This window comes from Aureimonas sp. Leaf324 (genome assembly GCF_001423245.1).
GTDB lineage: Bacteria > Pseudomonadota > Alphaproteobacteria > Rhizobiales > Rhizobiaceae > Aureimonas.
In genome coordinates this window covers 412214-437328 of record NZ_LMOH01000012.1, presented here as the reverse complement: position 1 = coordinate 437328, position 25115 = coordinate 412214, and the positions used below count along the sequence as shown (strand labels likewise).

The 25115-nt window shown below is 68.0% G+C and carries 25 protein-coding genes and 1 pseudogene; 5 read left to right on the top strand and 21 right to left on the bottom strand.

Features of this window, described 5'->3' with window-relative positions; all coding sequences use genetic code 11:
* Positions 1–6: 6 nt before the first annotated feature.
* Positions 7–702, bottom strand: coding sequence for a cell cycle two-component system response regulator CtrA (ctrA, locus tag ASF65_RS09650; protein WP_055888342.1), 696 nt, complete (start codon positions 700–702; stop codon positions 7–9).
* A gap of 378 nt (positions 703–1080) precedes the next feature.
* Here ctrA and ASF65_RS09645 point away from each other — a divergent pair, with 378 nt between their 5' ends.
* Entirely contained in the window at positions 1081–1440 is a 360-nt protein-coding gene (locus tag ASF65_RS09645; RefSeq protein ID WP_055888340.1) for a flagellar export protein FliJ, read from the top strand.
* A gap of 147 nt (positions 1441–1587) precedes the next feature.
* On the opposite strand, the gene ASF65_RS09640 is transcribed toward ASF65_RS09645, so the two are convergent.
* Positions 1588–1878: a DUF1153 domain-containing protein gene (locus tag ASF65_RS09640; protein ID WP_055888338.1), complete on the bottom strand. Its 291-nt coding sequence runs from the start codon at positions 1876–1878 to the stop codon at positions 1588–1590.
* 248 nt (positions 1879–2126) lie between these two features.
* On the opposite strand from ASF65_RS09640, the gene mnmA reads away from it, so the two are divergent.
* A complete protein-coding gene (gene mnmA / locus ASF65_RS09635; RefSeq protein WP_055888336.1) occupies positions 2127–3299 on the top strand; it encodes a tRNA 2-thiouridine(34) synthase MnmA in 1173 nt (390 codons plus the stop codon).
* A gap of 4 nt (positions 3300–3303) precedes the next feature.
* Here the strand turns inward: mnmA and ASF65_RS09630 are convergent, their stop codons facing one another.
* The gene (locus tag ASF65_RS09630; RefSeq protein WP_055888334.1) at positions 3304–4257 is read right to left on the bottom strand and encodes a Gfo/Idh/MocA family oxidoreductase; all 954 of its coding nucleotides are present in this window, start codon (positions 4255–4257) and stop codon (positions 3304–3306) included.
* 71 nt (positions 4258–4328) lie between these two features.
* The gene (locus ASF65_RS09625) at positions 4329–6239 is read right to left on the bottom strand and encodes an EAL domain-containing protein (RefSeq protein WP_162239478.1); all 1911 of its coding nucleotides are present in this window, start codon (positions 6237–6239) and stop codon (positions 4329–4331) included.
* A gap of 218 nt (positions 6240–6457) precedes the next feature.
* On the opposite strand from ASF65_RS09625, the gene ASF65_RS09620 reads away from it, so the two are divergent.
* Entirely contained in the window at positions 6458–7111 is a 654-nt protein-coding gene (locus tag ASF65_RS09620) for a TetR family transcriptional regulator C-terminal domain-containing protein (protein WP_055888330.1), read from the top strand.
* A gap of 40 nt (positions 7112–7151) precedes the next feature.
* On the opposite strand, the gene ASF65_RS09615 is transcribed toward ASF65_RS09620, so the two are convergent.
* From ASF65_RS09615 to ASF65_RS09570, 10 genes are all read right to left on the bottom strand, one after another.
* On the bottom strand, positions 7152–7595 hold the full coding sequence (locus ASF65_RS09615; protein WP_244486629.1) for a flavin reductase: 444 nt from the start codon (positions 7593–7595) through the stop codon (positions 7152–7154).
* Positions 7596–7669: 74 nt separating this feature from the next.
* The gene (gene rutD / locus ASF65_RS09610) at positions 7670–8461 is read right to left on the bottom strand and encodes a pyrimidine utilization protein D (protein ID WP_055888326.1); all 792 of its coding nucleotides are present in this window, start codon (positions 8459–8461) and stop codon (positions 7670–7672) included.
* Positions 8458–8847, bottom strand: a complete 390-nt coding sequence (rutC, locus tag ASF65_RS09605; RefSeq protein ID WP_055888323.1) for a pyrimidine utilization protein C — start codon at positions 8845–8847, stop codon at positions 8458–8460. Before rutC ends, rutD begins: the two co-directional genes overlap by 4 nt.
* A 13-nt stretch (positions 8848–8860) precedes the next feature.
* Complete coding sequence (rutB, locus tag ASF65_RS09600; protein WP_055888321.1) at positions 8861–9604, bottom strand: pyrimidine utilization protein B; 744 nt, start codon at positions 9602–9604, stop codon at positions 8861–8863.
* Positions 9601–10692 carry a pyrimidine utilization protein A gene (gene rutA / locus ASF65_RS09595; protein ID WP_055888319.1) on the bottom strand — a complete coding sequence of 364 codons (1092 nt, stop codon included), beginning with the start codon at positions 10690–10692 and terminating at the stop codon, positions 9601–9603. The genes rutB and rutA overlap by 4 nt, the downstream gene beginning before the upstream one ends.
* Before the next feature lie 318 nt (positions 10693–11010).
* Positions 11011–11661, bottom strand: coding sequence for an aspartate/glutamate racemase family protein (locus tag ASF65_RS09590; protein WP_055888318.1), 651 nt, complete (start codon positions 11659–11661; stop codon positions 11011–11013).
* An 8-nt stretch (positions 11662–11669) separates the two neighbouring features.
* Positions 11670–12554 (bottom strand): ABC transporter permease, encoded by an 885-nt coding sequence (locus tag ASF65_RS09585; protein WP_055888316.1) that lies wholly within the window; start codon positions 12552–12554, stop codon positions 11670–11672.
* A gap of 1 nt (position 12555) precedes the next feature.
* Positions 12556–13440 carry an ABC transporter permease gene (locus ASF65_RS09580; protein ID WP_055888314.1) on the bottom strand — a complete coding sequence of 295 codons (885 nt, stop codon included), beginning with the start codon at positions 13438–13440 and terminating at the stop codon, positions 12556–12558.
* Between the two features lie 281 nt (positions 13441–13721).
* The gene (locus ASF65_RS09575; RefSeq protein ID WP_055888312.1) at positions 13722–15017 is read right to left on the bottom strand and encodes an extracellular solute-binding protein; all 1296 of its coding nucleotides are present in this window, start codon (positions 15015–15017) and stop codon (positions 13722–13724) included.
* Positions 15018–15060: 43 nt separating this feature from the next.
* Positions 15061–16050, bottom strand: a complete 990-nt coding sequence (locus ASF65_RS09570) for an ABC transporter ATP-binding protein (RefSeq protein WP_055888310.1) — start codon at positions 16048–16050, stop codon at positions 15061–15063.
* Between the two features lie 272 nt (positions 16051–16322).
* Between ASF65_RS09570 and ASF65_RS09565 the strand changes: the two genes are divergently transcribed.
* Positions 16323–17027 carry a GntR family transcriptional regulator gene (locus ASF65_RS09565; protein WP_055888308.1) on the top strand — a complete coding sequence of 235 codons (705 nt, stop codon included), beginning with the start codon at positions 16323–16325 and terminating at the stop codon, positions 17025–17027.
* A gap of 93 nt (positions 17028–17120) precedes the next feature.
* On the opposite strand, the gene ASF65_RS09560 is transcribed toward ASF65_RS09565, so the two are convergent.
* From ASF65_RS09560 to ASF65_RS09535, 6 genes and pseudogenes are all read right to left on the bottom strand, one after another.
* Complete coding sequence (locus ASF65_RS09560; protein ID WP_055888306.1) at positions 17121–18620, bottom strand: ABC transporter substrate-binding protein; 1500 nt, start codon at positions 18618–18620, stop codon at positions 17121–17123.
* Positions 18617–19672 (bottom strand): annotated as a pseudogene (locus ASF65_RS09555) (oligopeptide/dipeptide ABC transporter ATP-binding protein); the annotation flags it as partial. The pseudogene ASF65_RS09555 and the gene ASF65_RS09560, both read right to left, overlap by 4 nt.
* A 2-nt stretch (positions 19673–19674) precedes the next feature.
* A complete protein-coding gene (locus ASF65_RS09550) occupies positions 19675–20676 on the bottom strand; it encodes an ABC transporter ATP-binding protein (RefSeq protein ID WP_055888299.1) in 1002 nt (333 codons plus the stop codon).
* On the bottom strand, positions 20673–21464 hold the full coding sequence (locus ASF65_RS09545; protein ID WP_244486628.1) for an ABC transporter permease: 792 nt from the start codon (positions 21462–21464) through the stop codon (positions 20673–20675). The genes ASF65_RS09550 and ASF65_RS09545 overlap by 4 nt, the downstream gene beginning before the upstream one ends.
* A 65-nt stretch (positions 21465–21529) precedes the next feature.
* Positions 21530–22468: an ABC transporter permease gene (locus ASF65_RS09540; protein WP_055888295.1), complete on the bottom strand. Its 939-nt coding sequence runs from the start codon at positions 22466–22468 to the stop codon at positions 21530–21532.
* A 9-nt stretch (positions 22469–22477) separates the two neighbouring features.
* Positions 22478–23398 (bottom strand): proline iminopeptidase-family hydrolase, encoded by a 921-nt coding sequence (locus ASF65_RS09535; RefSeq protein WP_055888292.1) that lies wholly within the window; start codon positions 23396–23398, stop codon positions 22478–22480.
* Between the two features lie 156 nt (positions 23399–23554).
* Here ASF65_RS09535 and ASF65_RS09530 point away from each other — a divergent pair, with 156 nt between their 5' ends.
* Complete coding sequence (locus tag ASF65_RS09530; RefSeq protein WP_244486607.1) at positions 23555–24316, top strand: LuxR family transcriptional regulator; 762 nt, start codon at positions 23555–23557, stop codon at positions 24314–24316.
* Positions 24317–24347: 31 nt separating this feature from the next.
* Here ASF65_RS09530 and ASF65_RS09525 read toward each other — a convergent pair whose 3' ends face one another.
* The gene (locus tag ASF65_RS09525) at positions 24348–25106 is read right to left on the bottom strand and encodes a sulfite exporter TauE/SafE family protein (RefSeq protein ID WP_055888290.1); all 759 of its coding nucleotides are present in this window, start codon (positions 25104–25106) and stop codon (positions 24348–24350) included.
* Between the last annotated feature and the right edge of the window lie 9 nt (positions 25107–25115).

The window sequence follows — 25115 nt, the reverse complement described above, 5'->3', positions numbered from 1 at the left end:
GCTGGTTCAGGCGGCGCGGGTATCCGATTCCGGCTCGCGAAGCACGTAGCCGCGGCCCCAGACGGTCTCGATATAGTTCTTGCCCTCGGTCGCCGTCGCCAGCTTCTTGCGCAGCTTGCAGATGAAGACGTCGATGATCTTCAGCTCGGGCTCGTCCATGCCGCCATAGAGGTGGTTCAGGAACATTTCCTTCGTCAGCGTCGTGCCCTTGCGGAGCGAAAGCAGCTCCAGCATGGCGTATTCCTTGCCCGTGAGGTGCACGCGCTGGCTGTTCACCTCGACCGTCTTGGCGTCGAGGTTCACGGTCAGGTCGCCGGTCACGATGACCGACTGCGCATGGCCCTTGGAGCGGCGCACGATGGCGTGGATGCGGGCGACCAGCTCGTCCTTGTGGAAGGGCTTGGTCATGTAGTCGTCGGCGCCGAAGCCGAGACCGCGCACCTTGTCCTCGATGCCCGCCATGCCCGACAGGATCAGGATCGGCGTCTTGACCTTGGCCAGACGCAGCGTCCGCAGGACCTCGTAGCCCGACATGTCCGGGAGATTCAGGTCGAGAAGGATGATGTCGTAGTCGTAGAGCTTGCCGAGATCGACACCCTCTTCGCCGAGATCCGTCGTGTAGACGTTGAAGCTCTCGGACTTCAGCATGAGTTCGATGCTTTGCGCGATCGCGCTGTCATCCTCAATCAAAAGAACGCGCATCAGTTAAATCCTCTGCATCAGCCCGGCCGGGGCGGGGGGACCGACAAGGTTGGAGTTCGTCTTAGAGCTGAGAGCCATCGTGCCAGTGAATGGTTAACAATGCCTTCCGCTCAAATCCTTTGTTCAACCGAGTCTTTCGATCTGTGTCCGTATCGCGGCGAAGATGTGTGGGATCCCATTTGGAAAGCACGTCGCATCCTCGCCTCGACTTGAACCTGATCGGTTTACCCTGCCTTAAATGATCCATGGCTATGATTAACGGCGCGCGTAAACAGACGGTTAAGGTGTAGCCGCCGAGGCTTGCCTGAAGCCGCACGAGCGTCGCGAAACGGGGGTTCATGTCGAGAACCCCTATGGAACACAGGAGATGAGGGCGTCATGGCCAAACGTGACAACCTGGTTCGGCTGGCGCGCTTCAAGGTGGCCGAGAAGCGCCGGCAGGCCGACCAGCTGCAGATGATGCTGAACGAGTTCGAGCGAATGGCCGGCGAGCTCGACGCCCAGATCGCGAGCGAGGAAAAGAAGTCCGGCATCACGGACCTCAACCATTTCGCTTATCCGACCTTCGCCAAGGCTGCGCGCACCCGCCGCGACAACCTGACGAATTCGGCCGGCGACCTGCGCATCCAGATGAACGCCGCGCGCATCGCGCTCGAGGAGGCCGAGGCGGATCTCGTCAACGCCGAGAAGCTCGAGCAGCGCGATGCCGGAGACGATCGGCGCACCGCGGTCGCCTGACGCCTCGCGTCGCACACGATTCTAGAGGGGAGGCCCGGACGCTTTTAGCGACCGGGCCTTTTTTTGGCGCTGCCCGCTCTGCCTGAGGCATGAAAAAGGGCCGGCGCCCTGCGGCCCGGCCCTTCGATTCCCTCGCGCGTCGATCGATCAGTGCAGATCGATCTTCTTGCGATACTCCTGCAGCTGCGTCGTGCGCAGCCCGGCCAGGCCGTGGCTGTCGATCGACGCCTGCCACGACAGGAATTCTTCCACGGTCAGCGTGTAGCGCGAGCAGGCCTCGTCGAGGCTGAGAAGCCCACCGCGCACCGCCGCGACCACTTCCGCCTTGCGGCGGATCACCCAGCGCCTCGTATTGGAGGGCGGGAGGTCGGCGATCGTCAGCGGACTCCCATCGGGGCCAATGACGTATTTCACTCTTGGTCTAACCTGATCGGTCATTGAACTCTCTACACTACGCAAAGACCTAATCGCCACGTTCAAGCTAGACCGGCGGCTCTAAACATTCCGCTAAGCCCTTATTAGCAATTCGATAACAGGTTGAATCAAGGTCCGGCCGGGCCCAGATGCGACCATGATCCGCCCGAGCCGAGAAGCCGAGCGCGAACCGATGGTTGGCACGCTCGCGCGCTCTGGTTAAAAGAAATGCTTACCTGCCGGCGCGGCCGGCGCATGAGAGTTTGCCTGCCATGCTCAACAGTCTCGACCTGCCGAAGGCGCCCGCCGAGACGCGCGTCGTGGTCGCCATGTCGGGCGGCGTCGATTCGTCGGTCACCGCCGCGATTCTCAAGGACGAGGGCTACGACGTCGTTGGCATCACCCTCCAGCTCTACGACGGCGGCGCGACGCCCAAGCGCGCCGGCGCCTGCTGCGCGGGGCAGGATATCGCCGACGCGCGCCGGACCTCCGAGATCCTCGGCATCCCGCACTATGTCCTCGACTACGAGCAGCGCTTTCGCGAGGCGGTTATCGACCCGTTCGCCGCGAGCTATCTCGCGGGCGAGACGCCGATTCCCTGCGTCGCCTGCAACCAGACGGTCAAGTTCCGCGATCTCCTCTCCACCGCACGCGACCTTGGCGCCGACGCGCTGGCGACCGGGCACTACATCCTGTCGCGGCCGAACGGCGCCCATCGCAGCCTCTACCGGCCGGCCGATCTCGACCGCGACCAGAGCTACTTCCTCTACGGCACGACGCAGGAGCAGATCGATTTCCTGCGCTTTCCGCTCGGGCACCTGACGAAGCCCGAGACGCGCGAGATCGCGGCGCGCTTCGGGCTCGGCGTCGCCTCGAAGCCCGACAGCCAGGACATCTGCTTCGTCGCCAACGGACGCTACAGCGACGTGATCTCGCGCCTGCGCCCGGATGCCGGCGAGCCGGGCGAGATCGTGCATGTCGACGGGCGCTCGCTCGGGCGGCACCAGGGCATCGTCCACTTCACGATCGGTCAGCGGCGGGGCCTCGGCATCGCGTCGGGCGAGCCGCTCTACGTCGTCGGCATCGACGCCCGCGCGGCGCGCGTGATCGTCGGTCCGCGCTCGGCGCTGGAAACGCGCCGTCTTGCGCTGCGTTCGGTGAACTGGCTCGGCACCGCGCCGATGCCGTCGGGCGAGGCGGACGCGATCGATCTTTTCGTGCGCATCCGCTCGACGCGCCCGCCTGCGCCCGCGCGGCTGACGGCCGGGGCGGACGGGTTGCCGGTGGTCGAGCTTCTGGCAGGCGAGGACGGCGTGTCGCCGGGGCAGGCCTGCGTCTTCTATGCCGGCGAGGGGGAGGGCGCGCAGGTCCTCGGCGGCGGCGTGATCGCCCGCACCGAGCGGGCGCCGATGCCGGCCGTCGGCGCGGAAAGTCTCGTCGCCTGAAGTATCAGCCTGCCGCGCGCGGCGACGCGGCCTCTAGAATGCGCACGGTCTCGACCGCTTCGTCCGCGCCGGTGCGCGGCGTCTGCCGCGTGGCGACGCATTCGAGGAAGTGACGCAGTTCCCGGTCGAGCGGCAGGCCGGGCTCGGTCTCGAGATACTCCGGATCGGCCGACTGGAACGCGAAGGCCCGGCCGTCGCGCCAGACGCGGTGGCCGTAGAAGGCAAGCTTCTGTCCTTCGGGGGCGAGGTCGTCGAAGCACAGCATCCCCTCGGTGCCGATCACGGTGAAGCGGCGGTCGCGGAACGGCGAGACACGCGAGACGTGGATCTCCGCCCCGATGCCGGAGGGGAAGCGGAGCGCGATGTCGGCGACGTCGGTCTCGTCGCTGAGGACGGTGCGGCGCAGGGTCTCGATATCGGACGGATGCTCGCCGGCGATCGTCAGCACCAGCGACAGATCGTGCGGGGCGAGATCCCACACCGCATCCATGCCGAGGAAGCGGCCGAGGCCGAGACGCGTCGAGATGATGTGCCGGACCGCGCCGATGCGGCCCTCGTCGACCGCAGCTGCCAGCCGTTCGAACACGGGATGGAAGCGCAGGACGTGGCCGACCATCAGGATGCGCCCGGCCTCGGCAGCGTCCCGCGCCGTCTCGGCCGCATCGCCGGCATCGAGCCCGATCGGCTTCTCGATCAGGACGTCCTTGCCGGCCGCGAACGCGCGCCGCGCGGTCGGCCCGTGCAGGGAGGGCGGCAGCGCCAGCACCAGCGCGTCGATGGACCGGTCGGCGAGAAGATCGTCGAGCGCCAGGGCGGGCACCGCGAAGCGGTCGGCGAGCGCCGCGGCGCGCGAGGGATCGGCGTCGGACAGGGCGGCGAGGGCGCCGATCTCCTTGAGGGTGCGGACGTGGTTCTGACCCCAGTGGCCACAGCCGACGACGGCAACGCGCGGTGTCATGAAAGCTTCCTTCGCAGCCTCGTTCCCGCGTTGCCTAGCCTCGGGCACGAGGCCGCGCAAGCGCGAGACGGTCAGGCGACCGCGACGGCGCGCGGGGCCTCCATCCAGTCGCGCAGGGCCGGGGCGGGCATCGGCCGTGCGATGAGGTAGCCCTGCAGCGCGTCGCAGCCGGCTTCGCGCAGGAACGCCATCTGCTCTTCGGTCTCGACACCCTCGGCGACGCAGGGCAGACCGAGCGATCGGCACATGGCGATCACCGCGCCGAGGAGATCGCGACGCTCGAGGGCCTTGTCGCCCGAGACGAAGCTGCGGTCGATCTTCACGCGGCCGATCGGCAACTCGCGAAGATAGCTGAGGCTGGCGTGGCCGGTGCCGAAATCGTCGATCGCGACCTGCGCGCCGAGCGCGGAGAGCACGCCCAGCGCCTCGCGCGCGGCTTCGAAATCGCGCAGCATCGCGGTCTCCGTGAGCTCGAAGACGATGCGCGAGGGCGCGATCCCGGAATTGCGAAGGGCGGAGATGAGCGAGAGGATCGTGCCGGGCGACGTCAGGTCGTGGGCGGAAAGGTTGAAGCAGACAGCCGTCGTGTCGGGCAGATCGACGGCGGCGGCGAGCGCCAGGTCGAAGAGCTTGACGGTCAGCCGGTGGACGATGCCGGTCCGCTCGGCGACGGGCACGAACACCGCCGGGCTGATGGGCCCGAGCGTCGGCGAGGTCCAGCGCGCCAGAACCTCGACGGCCGACAGCGCGTGGGTCCGCGCGTTCACCACCGGCTGGAGATGGATCGTCAGCTCCCGGTCGAGGTCGGCCGCCTGGAGCGCCGCTTCCACCGCGCGCTCCGAACGCACGGCCGCCTCGTGGGCCTCCGAATACAAGGTCGGCAGGCCCCGGCGCGAACTCTTGGACGTGTAGAGCGCATAGTCCGCGCGTTCGTAGAGGGCGGACGCGTCGAGCCTCGTGCCGGAGGTCGTCGCGATACCGCAGGAGGCGCCGATCGAGATCGTCACGCCGTCCGTGAGATAAGGCTCGGCGAGCCGCTGGCAGACGCCGGTCATCAGGGCGATGGCACTCTCGCCGCTCACCTCCATGAGGAAGGCGAACTCGTCGCCGCCGAGGCGCGCCACGCTTCCCCGGTCCGCGAACTCCTCGGTCAGCCGCGCGCCGACCTGCGCCAGGATCTGGTCGCCGACGAGGTGTCCGTAGGTGTCGTTGGCCGCCTTGAAGCGATCGAGATCGATGACGCCGAGCGACAGGGGGCTGCTCGTCGCATCGCGCCCTTCCATCATCTGGCGCAGGTCCGAGAAGAACAGGCGTCGGTTCGGCAGGCCGGTCAGCATGTCGGTATGGGCGAGCAGCGTCACCTCGCGGTTCAGCCGCGCCGTCTCGCTTTGCGACTGCACGAGCTTGGCGAAGGCCGAGAAGCCGTTCATCAGCACCCGCATGACGACGAGCGTGACGAGAAAGATGTTGAGCGCGATGGCGATGTAGACGGTGTTGCCCGACGCCAGGAGGTAGAAGAGAAGGTACGGGATCGTCGTGAAGCTCGCCACGAGGACGGCGCCCTGCGGCAGGTGGCTGAGGCAGAAGATGCAGCCGATCACCGTGATCCCGACGAACATGGCGACATGCGCGCGCTCGTCTGGTCCCCCGAAGACCGTGAGCCGCAGCGACCAGACGATGTAGGCGGCCGAGAGGATGCAGCCGAGCGTGGCCGTGCGGCGCAGGAGGCGGATGATGGCCGCGTGGTCGAAGGCGGCCGGGTCGTAGCGCAGCCAGGCCACGGCGCGAAGGCCGCCCACCACGGCGAGCGCGCACGGCACGAGCACCGACATCCAGATGGGCGCCGCTTCGTAATGCGTATAACCGAGGGCAAGGGCGTTGACGCTGAGCAGCGCGTAGAGGAGCGGCACCTGCGAGCGCAGTTCCTGAAACTGCTTCGCCGCCATTTCGGGGCCGACCGACGCAAGGGTCAGCCACTGCATCGCGTTTTTCAGCATCGACCGCCCGGTGTCGTCCACAACGGCGAGGACGCTACACGGGAGGTCTTGAGATTGCGTAGCTGCAACTGGAGGAAAAGGTCACCTTGCTTCGACGGGTGACGTTCCCATCCGATCGGCTGTCGATTGCCAGCGCATGGCATGTCATCCTACCACTGGAGAGCGTGCGGCTCGCGCGAGCCGCCATCTGGCAGGGAGAAGGCATGGGCGCGAAGGGCGCAGACCGGGAGGGGGGACGGTCCACGCCACCGGCAACCCGCATCCAGGCCGTCTCGCGGGTGCAGATCCTCGACGCGGCGCTGGACATCTTCTCGCGACACGGCTTTCGCGGATCGACGGTGGACGAGATCGCCGCCCGCGCCGGCATGTCCAAGGCGAACCTTCTCTACTACTACCGGCGTAAGCAGGATCTCTACGAGGCGGTGCTGGAGCGTACGCTCGGCGAGTGGCTCGATCCGCTCAACGCCCTGAATGTCGACGCGGACCCCGTCGAGGAGCTTCGACGCTACATCACGGCCAAGCTCGTCCTTTCGCTCGAACGGCCGGAGGCGTCGCGACTGTTCGCGAACGAAATCCTCGCCGGCGCTCCCGTCATCTCGCCGACGCTGCAGACGAAGCTGCGGACCCTCGTGTTCCAGAAGGCCGCCATCCTGCGAACCTGGGTTTCCGAAGGGCGGCTGGCTCCCATCGATCCCATCCACCTGATCTTCGCGATCTGGGCGACGACGCAGCACTATGCCGATTTCGCGGTCCAGATCCGCGCCATCCTCGGGCCGGACGTCGAGCGCCCGGACTTCCGGGAGGAGGTCACGCGGTCCGTCCTGTCCGTCATCCTCGACGGGGTCCGGCCGCGTTGATCGATCGATCCCGCCGATAGTCGGCGCGCCCGCCTTGCGTTCACAGCGCGTGGTAGGTGCGGTCGAAGTAGATCAGGCCTTGGCCCTCGCTCCGCGACCGGAGCGAGAGCACGCGGCAGAAGAAGACGTCGTGGGTGCCCGCCTGCGTCGCCGTCGAGATGTCGCAGTCGAACGAGGCGAGCGCGCCGTCGAGTTCGAGTGTGCCGCCTCTGGTCTCCCGCCAGGACGCGGCGGCGAAGCGCTCCGCAATAGGCGTCCGGCCGCCGAACACGCGGCTGAGCTCGGCGTGCTTGGCCGCCAGCACGTTGACGCAGATCCGCCCGTTCCGCCGGACGGGCGCGTAGGCCGACGAGGCCCGGTTGATGCAGACCAGCAGCGTCGGCGGGTCGTCGGTGACGCTGCAGACGGCGGTCGCGGCAAAGCCCGCGCGCCCGCCCGGGCCGTCGGTCGTCACGATGGTGACGGCGGCCCCCAGCTGGGCCATCGCGTCGCGAAAGGCGAGACGGTCGACCCCTTCGAGATCCGGTGCGGGCTCGGTGGTGGCAGTCGCAGGGGCGATCATGACGCTATCCCTCCGACCGAGGCGAGAAACGATCCGACGGCTGCATTGAACCAGACGGGTTCGGTGATGTTGACCGCGTGGGCGCCGAAGTCCGACAGCGCGAGGCGTGCGCCGGGTATGGCATCGGCCAAGGCCAGCGATCGCGTGCAGGGGACGAGAAGATCATCCCGTGCCGCCACCACCAGGGTCGGCACCGCGATCTCGCCGAGCCGCGCTTCGACGTCGAAGGCCCGGAGGGCCGCGATGCGCGCGAGGACGGCCTCCCGCCCCTGGAAATGCGCGATGCCATGAGCGATCTCGGCTTCGAGGCGCGGCGCGTGTTCTGCCATCCAGACCGCCGGGTAGAGGAACAGCGGCTGCGCCGCGACGAAGGCTTCGACGCCTGCCTTCTCCAGAAGCGTGATCCGCATGTCGAAGCAGCGGCCGGAATGGGGGTCGGCCTTGCCCCAGGCGTTGACGAGAACGAGGCTGTCGACGGTCGAGCCCGCCCGGAGCGCTAGATCGAGGCCGATCAGGCCGCCGAGCGCATGGCCCATCAGGTGAAAGCGCTCGGCGCCGACGGCCACCGCGAGATCGAGAACGTCGTCCCCCATCGCGGCGATCGTGTCCTGCCCCCGGCCGCCGCTGCGGTTCGTGCCGCGATGATCGTAGGTGACGACGCGAAAATGGCGCGCCAGCGCTTCGATCTGCGGCGTCCAGTAGGCGCCCGACCCGCCGAGACCCGAGGAAAGGATCAGCGTCGGCGCGCCGTCGTCGGTGCGCCCGTGAATGTCGTGGTGCAGCGTCATCGGCGGCCGATATGTGCGACGGTGGCGATCTCCACCAGCGCCTCCGGCTTCACGAGGCCGCAGAGGATGCAGTAGCGCGCCGGCTTGTCGCCGGGAAAATATTCGGCATAGACCGCGTTGACCGCGGCGTAGTTCGCCCAGTCGGTGATGAAGATGTGGTTCATGGTCACGTCCTCCATCGTACCGCCGGCCGTCGTGATGACCGACTTGATGGTTTCGAGGACGTGCCGCGTCTGGGCCGCGGCGTCGCCGACATGCACGACGTCGTTGTTGGCGTCGAAGGGCAGGGTCCCCGAGACGTAAACGATCCCGTCGGCGAGCGTTCCGGGCGAGAACGGGGCGATCGGCTTCGACGTGCCCTCCGGGACGACGATGGATTTCGGCATGACGGCTCCTGGATCAGATCGAGGGGGAGGGGGCGGCCTGCGAGACGGCGCCGCAGAAGTCGGCGACCGTCGAGACCCAGCCGAAGAAGGTCTCGACGTTGTAGGCCGCCGCCTCCTGAATGAAGGCGGGGCCGAGCTGATGCGTGGCGTCCTCCAGCATCACCGCGAAATATTCGAGGTGGAACGCGTCGCGCAGCGTGCTCTCGACGCAGACATTGGTGGCGATGCCGACGAAGACGAGGTTGCGGATGCCGCGCGCGCGCAGCGTGCTGTCGAGGGTCGAGTTGAAGAAGCCGCTGTAGCGCGTCTTCGGCACCAGAAGGTCGCCCGGTTGCGGCTGCAGCGCATTGATGATCGCGTAGTCCCAGGTGCCCTTGGCGAGCAGCGTGCCGGCGAGCTCCGGCCGGCGGCGCATGGTCTTCAAGGCGTTCGACTTGTGCCAGTTGGGCGAGCCGGGGCCGCCGGCGTCCTGGTAGTCCTTGTCCCAGCCGTTCTGGAGGTAGACCACGAGGACCCCGGCGTCGCGCGCCGCCGAGAGGGCCTTGCCGATCGCACCGATCGTGCCGGCGGCGCCCGAAATGTCGAAGCCGGCGAGATCCACGTAGCCGCCGGGCGTCGCATAGGCGTTCTGCATGTCGACCACCACGACGGCGGTCTCGTGCAGCTTCAGCGACAGCGGCTCCGGGCGGGCGGGCAGGGTGACGCTCTCGCGCGTCTGCGGCCGGGGCACGTGTCCGGCAGCGGGAAGCACGCTCATTCGGCGGCCTCACGCTGGAAGGCGACGTGCCGGCGAGACGTCATCTGCGGCTGGATGCGGGTGCCGAAGGCCTCCACGCCTTCCACGAAGTCGTCGAAGGTGAGAAGGACGCCGCCGGTGCCCGGCACGCTTGCGACCTCGTCGAGGAGCTGCGCCACCGTCTCGTAGGAGCCGACCAGCGTTCCCATGTTGATGTTCACGGCCGAGACCGGATCGGCCATCTGCCGGACATTGGTGTCGGCGCCGGACTTCGTGTCGGCCGCGCCCTGAACGCCCAACCAGGCGATCGCCTTCTCGTCGGCGCCGGCCTTGTAGTGCTCCCACTTGGCGCGAGCCGCCTCGTCGGTCTCGTCGGCGATGATCATGAAGAGGACGAAGGTCGAGACGTCGCGGCCCGTCTCGTCGGTCGCCGCCTTCAGCCGGGCGGTGTTGCCGGCGAAGGCCTTCGGCGTGTTGACGCCGACACCGAAGCAGAAATTGTAGTCCGCATGGCGGGCCGAGAAGGCCATGCCGGCATTGGACGAGCCGGCGCAGATGATCTTCACCGGCGCCTGGGGCTGCGGCGACAGGCGGCAGTCGTCCATCTGGAAGAACTCTCCCTTCAGGTCCGACCGGCCGGTCTCCCAGAGCTCGCGCAGGATGGTCGCGTATTCCGCAAGATAGTCGTAGCGCCGGGCGAAATACTCGTCGCCCGGCCACAGGCCCATCTGCGAATATTCCGGCCGCTGCCAGCCGGTCACGAGGTTCAGCCCGAAACGACCGTCCGAGATCGAGTCGATCGTCGAGGCCATGCGGGCGACGATGGCGGGCGGCATAACCAGCGTCGCGGCGGTCGCGAAGAGGCGGATGCGCGTGGTGACGGCGGCAAGGCCCGCCATCAGCGTGAAGCTTTCGAGATTGTGGTCCCAGAACTCGGTCTTGCCGCCGAAGCCGCGCAGCTTGATCATCGACAGCGCAAAGTCGAAGCCATGGCGCTCCGCGCTCTGCACGACCGTCTTGTTCAGGGCGAAGCTCGGCCTGTACTGCGGCGCGTTTTCCGAGATCAGCCAGCCGTTGTTCCCGATCGGGATGAAGACACCGATTTCCATCCGTTCTCCTGCTCCAGCAACGCGGCACCAGCACCGCATCCGACACGCAGCAAGATGCGTGCCACTGATTCTTTCATGAGCAGAGACAATGGCTTGAGAACTGGTGGAACGGCCCGTCGCCGAACGAGACCCGAAAAACTGACCAAATGGACAAATTCGAAGGGAAGATGCCGAAAACCATGGCAACCCATGGTTACCGAAGTGGCAATCGGCTTGCAGGATTTGGTCGTTCAGCCGCGCAAGCGGCTGCGGGACGCCTATCTGGCTGGCGCTAGATGGTGCGTCCTCCAGCAGAAACTCATGGACCCAGGACTGCGGTCAGGCGTCGGGCGACTGCGCTTCCAGCGCCTTGACCGCGCAGACCACACCATCGAACACGGGCACGCCGAACCGGGCAGCGAATGCCTCGGCGAGATCGGCCATGCCGGCGCAGCCGAGCACGACGGCGCCCGGCCGGTCCTCTGCCAGCGCCGCCGCGATCTCGGCCGCCACCGTCTCGCGAGCGGCGCTGCCGGGCTCTTCCAGCGCCAACACCGGCACCTCGGAGGCGCGGACCTGCCGGCAGAGGCTACCGAGCCCATAGGCCCGCACGTTCTCCTCGATCACCGGAATCGAGACCGACAGCGTGGTCACCACGCTGAACGCGCGACCCCCGTCGGCGGCGGCCCGCATCGCGGCCTCGCCGATCCCGATGACCGGCTTGCCCGTGAGCGTTCTCGCCGTCTCCAATCCCGTATCGTCGAAGCAGGCGATCACGAATGCGTCGGCGTCCGCGTCCCGCTCCGCGATCAGCGCGAGGAGGCCGGGCTCGGCCGCCTCGCCATCGGCCGGCCCCTGGATCGACGCCGGACCGACGTGGTTGGTGGCCGAGTGGATCACCGTGCCGGGCGAGGCCGCCGCTCGGGCCGCCGCCTCGATCTTGTTTGTCATCGAGACGGTGGCGTTGGGATTGATGAAGAGGATGCGCATGGCGGCCTTCAGAGCGTGCCCTTGCCGGCGTCGGACGCGCCGCGCATGCGGCGCGCACGAAGGAACAGGCCGGTGCCGAGCGTCAGGGCGATCACGAGGAAGGACACCGCCGTCGTCAGCGTGCCGAGCGCGTAGATCGCGGGGTTGGTGACCGTCGTCGTCAGGCCCTGCAGTTCCAGCGGCAGCGTGTTCGGGCCGCCGATCGCCTGGCTCGTGCGGGCGATCTCGTCCCACGACAGGGTGAAGCCGAAGAGCGCGACGCCCACGAGATAGGGCGCGATGATCGGCAGCACGACATGGCGGAAGGTCTGCCAGGGCGTTGCGCCGAGATCGCGCGCGGCTTCCTCGTAGGCCTGGTCGAAGCGGTTGAAGACGGCGAACATCACCAGCATGCCGAAGGGCAGGGTCCAGGTGAGGTGCGCGCCGAGCGCCGAGCTGAAGAGACCCATCGCCGACTGGTAGCCGTCGCCGCCGAGGCCGTACGCCTTCACGAAATCGTCGAAGATGCGAAATTCCAGCGCGATGCCGAGCGAGACCGCGATCGACGGCAGGATGAGGCTCGCGATCGCCGTGTAGAACAGGAGCGTCGAGCCTCGGAACCGCCGCCGGAAGGCGAGGCCCGCCAGCACCGAGATGACGACCGTCAGGACGGTCACCACGAGGCCCAGCCGGAACGAGCGTCCGAACGCGGCCCAGACGTCGACGACGCCGAGCCCCTGCCACAGCACGCCGAACCAGTGGGTCGAGACGCCGTTCATCGGGAACGTCAGGCCCCCCTGCGGCCCCTGGAAGGACAGGACGAGAACGGTCAGCGTCGGCCCGTAGAGGAACAGGACGAAGAGCGAGAAGAAGATCGCGAGTGGCCAGAAGGCGCGGGAGCGTTTTTCCGACACTCTATAGCTCCTTGCGGATGTCGACGACACGCAGGAGCGCGAAGACGATGAGGAGGACGGTGGCGAGCAGCACCACGGCGTTGGCGGCGGCGATCGGGAACTGGAGGTAGCTGATCTCGGTCTGGATCGTCTTGCCGACCGAGGCGATCTGCTGGCCGCCCATCAGGCCGACCGTCACGAAGTCGCCCATGACGATGGTGAGGACGAAGATCGAACCGATGGCGATGCCGGTCTTCGACAGCGGCACGATCACGTTCCACAGGATCTGCCAGCCGGAGGCGCCGGCATCGCGCGCCGCCTCGATCAACGAGCGGTCGATGCGCAGCATAGAATTGTAGATCGGCACGACCATGAAGAACGTGAAGAGATGCACGAAGGTCAGCGTCACCGAGAAGCTGGAATAGAGCAGCCAATCGATCGGCTGGTCGATCGCCCCGAGGCTCATGAGCGTCCGATTCACCAGCCCTTCGCGGCCGAGAAGCGGAATCCACGAGATCATCCGGATCACGTTGGAGGTCCAGAACGGGATCGTGCACAGGAGGAACAGCATCGACTGGACCGTCTTCGATCGCACCTCGAAGGCGAGGAAATAGGCGATCGTGAACCCGATCCCGAGCGTCAGGACCCAGACCCGAAGCGCGAAGCCGAGCGTCGACAAATAGGTGCGGAACGTCGTGCACAGTGCCGGCAGTCGCGTGATGCAACGGTCGAAGACGTCGGCATAGTTCTGCAGCGTGAAGGCCGGCTGGATCTGGTAGTTGTCGTAGGTCCAGAAGCTCACCATCACGATGAAGGCGAGCGGCACCACTAGAAACAGCAGGAACACCAGCGCCAGCGGCGCCGCCTGGAGATAGGGCGCGAGCCCCGTGCGTTCGGACGCAGCCATGCGGCCTCCGTGGGTGGATCGAGATCATCACGGCATCGGGCCGCGTGGGTATGGCGGGGCTGCTGCCCCGGTCCCTGCTCAACGGGCGAGCCGCAGGTCTCGCCCGTCCTGCGGACGGAAGGAATTCCCGAACCCTTCTTTTCTCTTGGGACTTTTCCGATATGCGGGAGGGTCTCTGACCCTTCCGCATATCGGACATCTCTCAACAGACGAGGGGTCCAGGGGAATTCAATTCCCTTGGCGGGGTGCAGGGGCAGCGCCCCCGCGACAACCGCCTCGGCTTACGCCGCGACGAACTCGTTCCACTTGCGGACCATGTAGGCGTCCTCGTCCATCACGGCGTTCCAGCAGGCGACGGCGCCCATGCGCTCGTTGAACGAGCCGCCGTCGCGCACGTCGCCGGTCTTGGCGATGACCTGGCCCTGCGGGGAGAGGATGTCCTTCTCGGCCGGCTTGCCCTCCATCCAGTAGGCCCATTCGTAGGGCTGCATGGACGCTTTGGCGGTCGACAGGACGCCGGAATAGTACCCCTGGCGGTTGAGGAAGGCGCCAGCCCAGCCGGACAGGAACCAATTGACGAACTCGTAGGCGGCGTCGAGCTTCGGCCCCTCGAGCGTCGCGGGCAGGGCGAAACCCGAGGCCCAGGCGCGGTAGCCCTCCTTCAGCGGCTGGAAGCGGCAGTCGATGCCCTTGGCGCGCACGGCGGTGACGGCGGGCGACCACATGGACTGGATCACGGTCTCGCCGGAGGCCATGAGGTTGACGCTCTCGTTGAAGTCCGACCATAGGGCGCGGAACTGTCCGCCCTGCTTGGCCTCGATCAGCGCGTCGATCGTCAGGTCGATCTCGTCACGAGTCATGTTGCCCTTGTCGGGATACTTGTACTTGCCCGACGCCTCGATCGCCATGGCGGCGTCCATGATGCCGATCGAGGGAATGTTGAGGATCGAGGCGCGGCCCTTGAACTCGGGATTCAGCAGCTCCGCCCAGCTTTCGATGGGGCGCTTGATGAGGTCGGGCCGGATGCCGAGCGTATCGGCGTTGTAGGTGGTCGGGATCAGCGAGATCCACTCCGTCGGCGTCGCCGAGAAGGCCTTGGACTTGTTGGCCTCGAGATAGAGCACCTTCCACGGCGCAGTGCCCTGGTCGCCGATCTTCTTGCCGTCGATCTCGCCCTTGGTGAAGACGGTGGTGATGTTGTCGAATTCCTTGATGCGCTTGGCGTCCATGCCCATCAGGTTGCCGGTCGGCACGAACTTCTTCAGCGAGAAGTACTCGGTATCGACGATGTCGAACGTGTTGGGCTGGGTGATGATGCGCTTGGTCACCTCGTCGGTCGTGACAGGCACGTACTCGATCGTGATGCCGAGATCCTCCTTCACCTTGGCGGCGATCTCGGTGGACTGGTTCACCGCCGTGCCGAGATAGCGCAGCGTCTTGGCCTCCTGCGCCCGCGCGCCGGACACGAAGGGAAAGCCGGTGACCTTCGTGGTCACGACCGCGCCGGCGGCGAAGACCGCCCCGGACTTCAGGAAGGCGCGGCGGTCGAGCCCGGTGGTCTTGGGGGTGTCGCTCATGAGGTGGTCTCCTTGGGTCGGGGGCTGGAGGAGGGCGGAAGGATCAGGCGGCTTCGAGGGCGAACTCGTCGCCGCGCGACCAGTGAACGGCACGCGTCTGCCCGAGCTCGGCCGGGGTCGCGTTGAACTGCTCCTCGGGGATCACGGCGGTGATCTCGCCGGCGTCGCCGGCATGGACGACCACGGTGACGGTGGCACCGCCGTATTCGACGCCGCGCACCTCGCCGGAGACGGAGCGCGCGTCGGCGCTGCCTTCGCCGATGCGCACCCGGTCGGCGCGCACGGAGACGGGCCGGCCGTCGAGCTGCAGGACGTTATGGCCGCCCATGAAGCGGGCGACGAAGCCGGTGGCCGGGCGGTGGAAGACGTCCTGGGGGCTGCCCGCCTGCTCGATGCGGCCGTCCCGCATGATGACGACGAGATCGGCGAGCGCCATCGCCTCGTCCTGCCCGTGCGTGACATGGAGGAAGGAGATGCCGAGCTCGCGCTGCAGGCGCTTCAGCTCGGTGCGCACGCGAAGGCGCAGGAACGGGTCGAGCGCCGACAGCGGCTCGTCGAGGAGGAGAATGCCGGGATCGGTGACGAGGGCTCTCGCGAGCGCCACGCGCTGCTGCTGGCCGCCGGACAGTTGGGCGGGCATGCGCGTCTCGAAGCGCGCGAGGTCGACGAGCTCCATCACGGCGCGCGCCTTCCGGTATCGCTCGTCCTTCGAGGCGCCCTTCATTTTCAGGGAGAAGGCGACGTTGTCGAGAACGGTGAGGTGCGGGAACAGCGCGTAGGACTGGAACATCATCGCCGTGCCGCGCCGGGCGGGCGGCAGATCGGTGACGTTGTGGGCGCCAAGGATGATGTCGCCGCCCGACACGCTCTCGTGTCCGGCGATCATGCGCATCGTCGAGGACTTGCCGCAGCCGGACGGCCCGAGGAAACAGCAATAGGTGCCGGCCGGCACGCGCAGGTCGATCGCGTCCACCGCCGTCGTCGCGCCGTAGCGCTTGGTCAGTTTGACGAGTTCGAGGTCTCCAGGGGCCATGCGTCCGTCTCCGCTTCGCTCGGGAAGAGGAAAGCAGGAAGCGTGCCACATCGCGGAAACCGCGCGTGGCTTGGAGTAGCGCGTCGGTCGACGGCCGGGGGGAGGCGAAGAACGGCAGGCGAATGCCCAGCAAGGATGCGGCTCACCTCGCAGCCTGCCCAAGTTGTATACAATCGCTGTATCCGATCCCTGCCGACCCATGGCGCCTGGGGTGGCACGGTTCATGCTGGAAGACAGACGCGGCCACCGGTCGCCGATTGCGGAGACCTGGAGTGCCGTCCGAACCGAACCCCCGTCGCGGGAGCACCGCGTCCTGGCAACCGATCCACGACGGTATCCTCGACGCCGTCGCGCGGCATCGGCTGGGTCCGGGCACGAAGCTCGTGGAGGACGAGATCGCCGGGATCAACGGCGTCAGCCGCACGGTGGTGCGAGCGGCGCTCCAGGCGCTGGCGCGGGACGGCGTCGTGGTCCTCCAGCGCAACAAAGGGGCCCGCATCGCCAGTCCGACGCCGGACGAGGCGCGCGAGATCTTCGAGGCGCGGGCGATCGTGGAGCCGCCGCTCGCGGCCCTTGCCGCCGCGCGGATGCGGCCCGAGGATGCGCGGGCGCTGCGAGCCTCGATCGAGGCGGAGCATGGCGCGATGCACGCCGACGATCCGCTGGAAGCCGTCTACCATTCCGCCGACTTTCACCGGCAGATCGCGCGGGCGTCGGGGCAGGGCGTGCTGGCGGCGATCGTCGACGGCCTCCTGTCCCGGTCCTCGCTGGTGATCGCGCTCTACTGGCGCCGGCCCGCGACGCTTTGCGACAACGCGGCCCATCTGGCGCTTCTGGACGCCCTGTCCCGGCGCGACGGCGCCGCGGCGTCCGACCTGATGCGGCAGCATCTCGACGCGCTTCTGGCCGATCTGGATCTTGGCACGACGCCGCCTCCGTCGTCCGATCTCGCCGCCGCGCTCCGGGCTGGCGGCTGAGGCATCCCGACCGATGACGCATGGTTCATCGCATGAGCGCGGAGGACGGGCGAACGATCGCCCGTCCCGTTGCAGGCCTGTCGCTGTGCGATCTCAGTTCTTGCGCACGTCCTCCAGCCAGAAGCGGCCGAGCGGGTTCTGGTAGAAGCCGTCGATATTGGCGCGCGTCACGTTGATGTAGGGGCTGTAGTAGAGGTCGATCCAATTGACCTCCTCCTTGGCGATCTTCTGCAGCTCGACATACATCGCCTCGCGCTTGGCGGGGTCGGCTTCGGTGCGCGCCTTGGCGACGAGGTCCTTCACCATGTCGTTCTTGTAGCGCGTCATGTAGTTCATGTTCGTGTCGTGGCCGAGCACGAAGGTGGTCTTCTGATCGGGGTCGAGGACGTCATTGGTCCAGTAGCCGACGGCGACGTCGAAATCGCCGTTGATGAACATGTCCCACTGCGAGGCGGCATCGACCTTGTTGATGTTGACGGTGACCCCCGCCTTGGAAAGCTGCTGCTGCATCAGGACGGCGATCTGCTCGTCCACCTCGTCGCCGGCCTTGACGTTGTAGTCGAGGGCAAGGTCGGAAGCGCCCGCTTCCGCCAGCATCGCCTTGGCGCGCTCCGGATCGTAGGGACGGCGCAGGTTGTCGGCGTAATAGTACAGCGCGCCCTTCGGGATGTAGGAGTTGGCGACCTCGCCGATGCCGAAGGTGACGGCATCGACGATCGCCTGCTTGTCGATCGCCATGTCCAGCGCTTGGCGCACCGCGATCTCGCCGAGCTTGCCCTTCTCGTGATTGATGAGCAGCGCGTCCTCGCGGGTCGAGGTGTCGAGCGAGACCTTGAGCTGCGGGTCCTGCTTCAGCTGCTCGACGCGCGAGAAGGGCACGAAAATCGCCGCGTCGAGCTGTCCCGCCTGCACGTTCAGCATGCGCGTGTTGTCGTCGGGCACCGAGATCCACTCGACGCCGTCGAGGCTGACCTTGTCGGCCTCCCAGTAGTTCGGGTTCTTCTCGAGGATCACGCGGTCGCCGCGGGCCCACTCCTTGACCGAGAAGGCGCCGGACCCGATCGGCGCGGACGCGAACTCCTCGCCCTTGGCCTCCACCACCGCCTTCGGCAGGACCGAGACGTTGGGCAGCGCCAGCGAGGCGAGGAAGGGAACCGAGGGCTCCTTCAGCTTGACGACGAGCGTGCGCGGGTCGCTGGCCGTCGCCGTGTCGACGATCGCGTAGCTCGACGACCAGAGCGAGGTCGGATCGTCACGGATGCGCAGGAGCGAGAAGGCCGCGTCCTCGGCGGTGACGGGCGAGCCGTCCGAGAACTTCGCCTCGCGCAGCTTGAACGTGTAGGTCAGCTTGTCGTCCGAGACGGTCCAGCTTTCCGCAAGGCCGGGCTCCAGCTTGGTGCCGGTCTTGTCGACGCGCACGAGCACGTCGAAGACGTTGGAATAGACCCAGTTGTCGACGTTCTGGGCCGAGGCGATCGGGTCGAAGGTCGTGGAATCCTCGCGCCGTCCGATCGTGAGGACGCCGGCGGCTTCCGCGATCGAGGCGGTGAGCGACAGGGCGGCGAGCGCCGTTGCGGCCAGAAGGCGGGTCATGCGGGGTCGGGACATGGGAAAGCCTCGCGTATCATAGGGGGAGGGGAGATCGGCGGTTCGCGGACCGGCGCGGGAAGCGCGCCGGGCTCGAGGATGCAGGCCCAGCCGTGGTCTTCGGCGCGGCGCAGGGCGGGCGGCGGGCCGGTGCGGCAGCGATCCTCGGCATGGGTGCAGCGCGGATGGAACGGACAGCCGGGCGGGGGATCGAGCGGGCTTGGCGGCTCGCCGCCCATCGGCGCCAGCGGCAGCGCGATGTCGGGGTCGATCTCGGGGATCGAGGCGATGAGGGCCGCCGTGTAGGGATGGCGCGGCGCGCGAAACACGCTCTCGGTCGGCCCCTCCTCGACGATCCGGCCGAGATACATCACCGCCACCCGGTCGCAGAGCCGGCGGACGATGGCGAGATCATGCGCGATGAAGATCAGCGTCAGGCCGATCCGCTCCTTGAGATCGAGGAAGAGGTTGATCACCTGCCCCTGGATCGAGACGTCGAGCGCGGCGACGCATTCGTCGGCGATGACGAGGCTGGGCTCGACCGCCAGCGCCCGCGCGATGCCGACGCGCTGGCACTGGCCGCCGGAGAGCGCGGCCGGACGCCGGCCGGCCAGCGCCGTATCGAGGCCGACCATCCGCAGAAGCTCGGCGACGCGGGGATCCGTTCCGCCGCGCGGCGCCTTGCCGTGGACGCGCAGGACTTCGGCCAGCGTCTCGCCGACGGTGAGGCGCGGGTTGAGCGAGTTCGCGGGGTCCTGAAACACCATGGCGGTGCGTCGGCGCAGCGCCTTCAGGTCGGCCCGCCGGCCGTCCGAGACCGCCAGTCCGTCGAGCACGACGTGACCGCCCGAGATCGGCTCGAGGCCGAGAAGCGCGCGTCCGAGCGTCGACTTGCCCGATCCCGATTCTCCGACGATCCCGATCGTCTCGCCGCGCCGGACCTGAAGCGAGACGCCGTTCACCGCCTGGACGCTGCGCCGCTGCAGGCCGAGGAAGCCCGCGCCGGGACCGGGAAAACGAACGACGACATCGTCGGCTTCAAGGATGATGTCGGGCTGGGTCATGCCGCGCCCTCCAAGACGCCGTGCCCGAGGGGATGGTGGCATGCCGCGCGGCGCTCCGTGTCCATGGCGACGAGCGGCGGCTGGCGGGTGCAACAGTCCTCGCCCGCGCGAGGGCAGCGGGGATGGAACCGGCATCCGGACGGCATTTCGCCGGCACCGGGCGGCTGGCCCTCGATGGTGCGAAGGCGCCTTGCGCCGGTGCTCTGCGCCGGCTGGCACGCCACGAGCCCGGCCGTGTAGGGATGGCGCGGCCGCATCAGCACGTCGCGCTTCGGCCCGATCTCGCAGAGCCGGCCGGCGTAGAGCACCGCGATGCGGTCGCAGAGCTGCGAGACGACGCCGAGATCGTGGGTGATGAAGACGATCGACAGGCCGCGCCGGTCGCGAAGGTCGAGGAGAAGGCGTAGGATCTGGGCCTGGACCGTCACGTCGAGCGCCGTGGTCGGCTCGTCGGCGACGAGGATGTCGGGATCGGAAGCGAGGGCGACGGCGATCATCGCGCGCTGGCGCATGCCGCCGGAAAACTCGTGCGGGAAGGCGTCTGCCCGCCGCTCGGGGTCGGGGATGCCCACCTGCCGGAGGAGTTCGACGCTTTCCGAGCGGGCCTCGCGCCGGCCGAGGCCGCGCGTCAGGCGCACGGTCTCGGCGATCTGTTCGCCGATGCGCATCACCGGATCGAGGTGGCTCGCCGGGTTCTGGAAGACCATGCCGATCTCGCGGCCTCGCAGCGGCGCGAACTGCGCATCGGACAGATTGGCGACCTCGCGGCCCTTCAGGCGGATCGCGTCGGCCGACACGGCGAGCGCCGGCGGCAGGAGCCGCATCAGGGCGCGGCAGGCGACCGTCTTGCCCGAGCCGCTCTCGCCGACGAGCCCGAGGATCTCGCCGCGCGCGAGCCGGAAGGAGAGGCCGTCGACGATCCGGCGCTCGCCGAGCGGGCCAGCCGCGGTGACGGTGAGGCCTTCGACCTCCAGCGCATGCGAACTCGCTCCGCTCATGCGCGCCGCCCGAGGACGTCGCCGAGCCCGTCGGCGACGAGGCTAAAGCTGAAGGCGAGAAGCACGATCGCAAGGCCCGGGAAGGCGGAGATCCACCAGGCGCGCGCGAGAAAGGCCTGCCCCTCGGCCACCATGATCCCCCATTCGGCGGCGGGCGGCTGCACGCCGAGGCCGAGATAGCTGATCGCCGCGCCCGACAGGAGCACGAGCACGCAGTCCGACATGGCGAAGACCACCGACGCGGTCAGCGCGTTGGGCAGGAGATGGCGGAACATGATGCGCGCATGGCTGAAGCCGAGCGAGCGGGCGGCGAGCGCGAAGTCGCTACCCTTCAGAACGAGGATCTGCGCCCGCACGAGCCGCGCGTAGGACACCCAGCCGACCAGCGCCATCGCGATGAAGAAGCTCTGGAGACCCGGTCCGAGAATGGTGATCACGGACAGCATCAGGACGAGGAACGGAAAGGCGAGGACGACGTCGACGACGCGCATGAAGATGCCGTCGACGAGCCCGCCGAAATAGCCGGACACGGTGCCGACCACCGTGCCGATCAGGAACGGGAAGACCACGCCGAAGACGGCGAGCTGCAGGTCGATCCGCGTGCCCCAGATGATGCGCGAGAGGATGTCGCGCCCATAGTTGTCGGTGCCGAAGGGATGATTGAGCGAGGGCGGCGAGAGACGCGCGGCGGCGTCCTGGAAGATCGGGTCGTAGGGCGCGACGAGCGGGGCGAGGAGCGCAAGGATAAGAAAACCGGCGAGCAGCGCCAGGCCCGCGACGAGCGGCAGCGGCGTTCCTGCGCCGCGGCGCGGCCGGGCGGAAACGAGCAAGGGGGCCGGGACGGGGACGACGCTCACAGGCGCACCCGCGGGTCGGCCGTCACGGTCAGGACGTCGGCGAGGAAGTTCACGAGGACGGTGGCCAGCGCGAAGACCATCGCGACGCCCTGCACCACCATGTAGTCGCGCGAGAAGATCGCCCGGACCAGGAGCTGACCCATGCCGGGAATGGCGAAGACCTGCTCCACAACGACGGTGCCCCCGATCAGCCAGCCGATGTTGACCGCGAGGAGATTGAGCGTCGGCAGAATCGAGTTGGGCAGGACGTGCCGGCGGAAGATCACCGTCTCGGGCAGGCCGCGCGCGCGGGCCGCCAGCGCCACGTCGGACCGCATCTCCGCGATCAGCGAGGCGCGCAGCTGCCGCGTGAGGACGGCCGACAGCGAGAGCGCGACGGTGAGCCAGGGGAGGGCCATGTGGTGCAGCTTCTCGAGAGCCGTGTCGCCGTAGCCCGACACCGGAAACCAGCCGAGCGTCACCGAGAAGAGGATGATCAGCATGATCGCCAGCCAGAAGTTCGGCAGGCCGAGGCTGAGCGTCGAGGCGAGCCGGACGCCGCTGTCGGTGGCCGATCCCTGCCGCCGCGCGGCGACCGTCGCGAGCGGCACGCAGATCAGGAGGGACAGCGCGACCGATCCCGCCACGAGCACCAGCGTCGGCTCGATGCGCTGGAGGATCAGGCCGAGGACGTCGACCTTGTAGAGGATCGAGCGGCCCATCTCGCCGCGCCCGAGATTGCGCAGGAAATAGAGATACTGAAGCCAGAGCGGCTCATCCAGGCCGAACTGCGCGCGCACGCGCTCCAGCGCCTGCGGCGTCGCGCGCGTGCCGAGGATCAGCCGCGCCGGGTCGCCGGGGATCGAGCGGACGAGCACGAAGGTGACGAGGCTGATGCCGATCAGGACCGGGATCAGCTGGAACGGGCGCGACAGGACGAAGCGATAGCGGTGCATCGGGCGGGCTCAGGCGGCTCCCGCGAGGTCGTCGGCCCGGCGTCTCCCGCCGCGCCGGGCGAGGAAGTCGACCAGCACAGGGAAGAACGCGGCCGGCTCCTCGAAGAAGGGCATGTGGCTGGAATTGGGGAAGACGCGCAGCTCGGCATCGGGCAGCGCGAGCTTCATGCGCATGGCGCAGGCCGGCGTCAGCTCGTCGTGCTGGCCGACCGTGATCAGGGTGGGCACCGTGATCCGATGCATGTCGGGGATGCGGTTCCAGTCCTTCAGGTTGCCGGTGTAGGTGAACTCGTTCGGCCCCTGGATCGTCTCGTAGGGACCCATGTTCCAGTCGCCCAACGAGCGACGCACCGGGGCCGGCCATTCGGCGAGGCGGCACACATGCCGGTAGTTCAGGACCGTGATCGCCGCCTGGTATTCGGGGTGGTCGAGCGTTCCCTCCGCCTCGTGGCGCTGCATCATGGCGACCGTCTCGGAGCCGAGCGCCTCGCGCAGGCGGCCGAGCTCGCCGACGAGGTGGGGAATGTCGGCCGCCGTGTTCTCGAGCACCAGCGTGCGCAGCGCCTCGGGGTGGGTCAGCGCGTATTCGACCGAGAGCCAGCCGCCCCAGGACTGGCCGATGAGGTGGACCGGACCGAGATCGAGAGCCTGCCGCACGGCCTCCACCTCGCCGACATAGCGGGTGATGGTCCACAGCGCGGGATCGGTCGGCCGATCCGAGCGCCCGGTGCCGAGCTGGTCGAAGGCGACCACGCGATAGCCGTGGTCGACGAGGCAGGAATGGGAATCGCGCAGGTAGTCGCAGGGCAGGCCCGGCCCTCCGTTCAGGAGCAGGATCGTCTCGTCGCCCTCGCCGAACGAATAGGTGACGACGCTGCCGCCCTCGACCTCGACACGCTCCATCCGATCCGGTTCGATCTCGCGCCACATGGCCGTCCGTCACCCTGTTGGTTGCAACGCGTCGAGACTAGGACGGGGCTTGCATCGCGCGAAAGCTATCAAAACTTATAGGATCGGAACGTGCCCGCTTGCCCGTCGTCGCACAAGATGTGAACATGCCTCAATGTTCAGCAGCCGGATGCGCCCGTGACGGTCTTGAATGCCCTGGAGCTCGAGGCAGCGCTCGACGCAGCGCCCACGATCGGCGGACGGCTCGACATCGCCCACGGTGCGATGGCGGCGCTGGGGCTCGGCGCCCTGATCTACGACTACGCGCCGGTCGCCTACACGCACGAGGGCGAACTCATCACCCCGTCGTTCTTCGGCATGCGCGAAGTGCCGGGCGACATGGTCGACCTCTGGTCGTCGAGCGGCTTCTACCAGATCGATCCGGTGCAGCATCTGGCGCTGAATAATCCGCGACCGTTCGTGTGGAGCTACCGCCGGAACGGTCAGACGGTGCTCAACCGGGCGCTCGACGAGCGGCACGAACCGGTCGTCACCTATGTCCACGACATGGCGATCACCTGCGGCATGACGGTTCCGATCCATGGGCGGTCGGGCGACTGCGCGACGGTGACCGGCATCCGCTACGGGGCGGAGGACGACTTCCACCGCGAGGGCGCCGAGCTTCTGGGCGACTTCACGCTCCTCGCCCACGCGGTCCATGCCGCGGTGGAGCCGCTGTTCGGCGAGGCCGAGCGGCGCTCGCGCGCGGTACACCTGACGCCGCGCGAGCGCGAATGCCTGCGCTTTTCCGCCGAGGGCCTGTCGGCGAAGGACATTTCCGGTCGCCTGTCGCGCTCGGTGCCGACCGTCACGATGCATCTGAACGCCGCCGCCCGAAAGCTCGGCGCGCGCAACCGGGCCCAGATGATCGCGCGGGCCGCGCACTACCGGCTGCTGTAAGCCGTTCATCGCGACGCGGGCGTCGGTTCCCTCAGTCCACCGCCGTGAAGTAGTAGGCGGAGAGCGACAGGCCGATCAGGATCACGATCCCGCGCAGGATCGACTGCGGCAGCCGTTTCGCCGCCCAGACGCCGGCATAGCCGCCGAGCGCCACGCCCGGCACCATGGCGGCCGCATGGGGCCAGCTGATCAGCCCGCCCGAGACGAACACCGCGATGGCGACGAGCGCGATGACGATCGACAGGAGGTTCTTCAGGGCGTTGAGGCGATGGTAGTCGGCGGGCTGGGTGAGGCCGAGCGTCGCCAGCATCATCACACCCATCCCCGCGCCGAAGAAGCCGCCGTAGAGCGCGGTCAGGAACTGAACGATGCTGCCGGGCAGGGTGCCGACGCGTGCCGAACCCCCCGCCTCGCGCGGCTTGGGCTTCAGCCACGGGCCGGCGGCGAAGAGCGCCGTCGCCCCGAGCAGCAGCCACGGCACGGTGAGGCGGAACTCGTCGTTGTCGAGGACGAGGAGGATCGCCGCGCCGGCCAGGGCGCCGAGCGCCGACAGCAGCGCCAGCAGCAGCGCGCCGCGCCAGACGCGCGCGATGTCGGCGCGATAGGCGAGCGTCGAGGTGACGTAGCCCGGAAACTGCGCGACCGAGGACGTGGCGTTGGCGACGATCGGCGGCACACCGGCAAGGCTGAGCGCGCCGAACGTGATGAACGTGCCACCACCGGCGACGGCGTTGATCGCACCCGACGCGAAGCCCGACAGGAAGAGGAGAGAAAGCCAGAGAAGGGACATGCGCGGGGC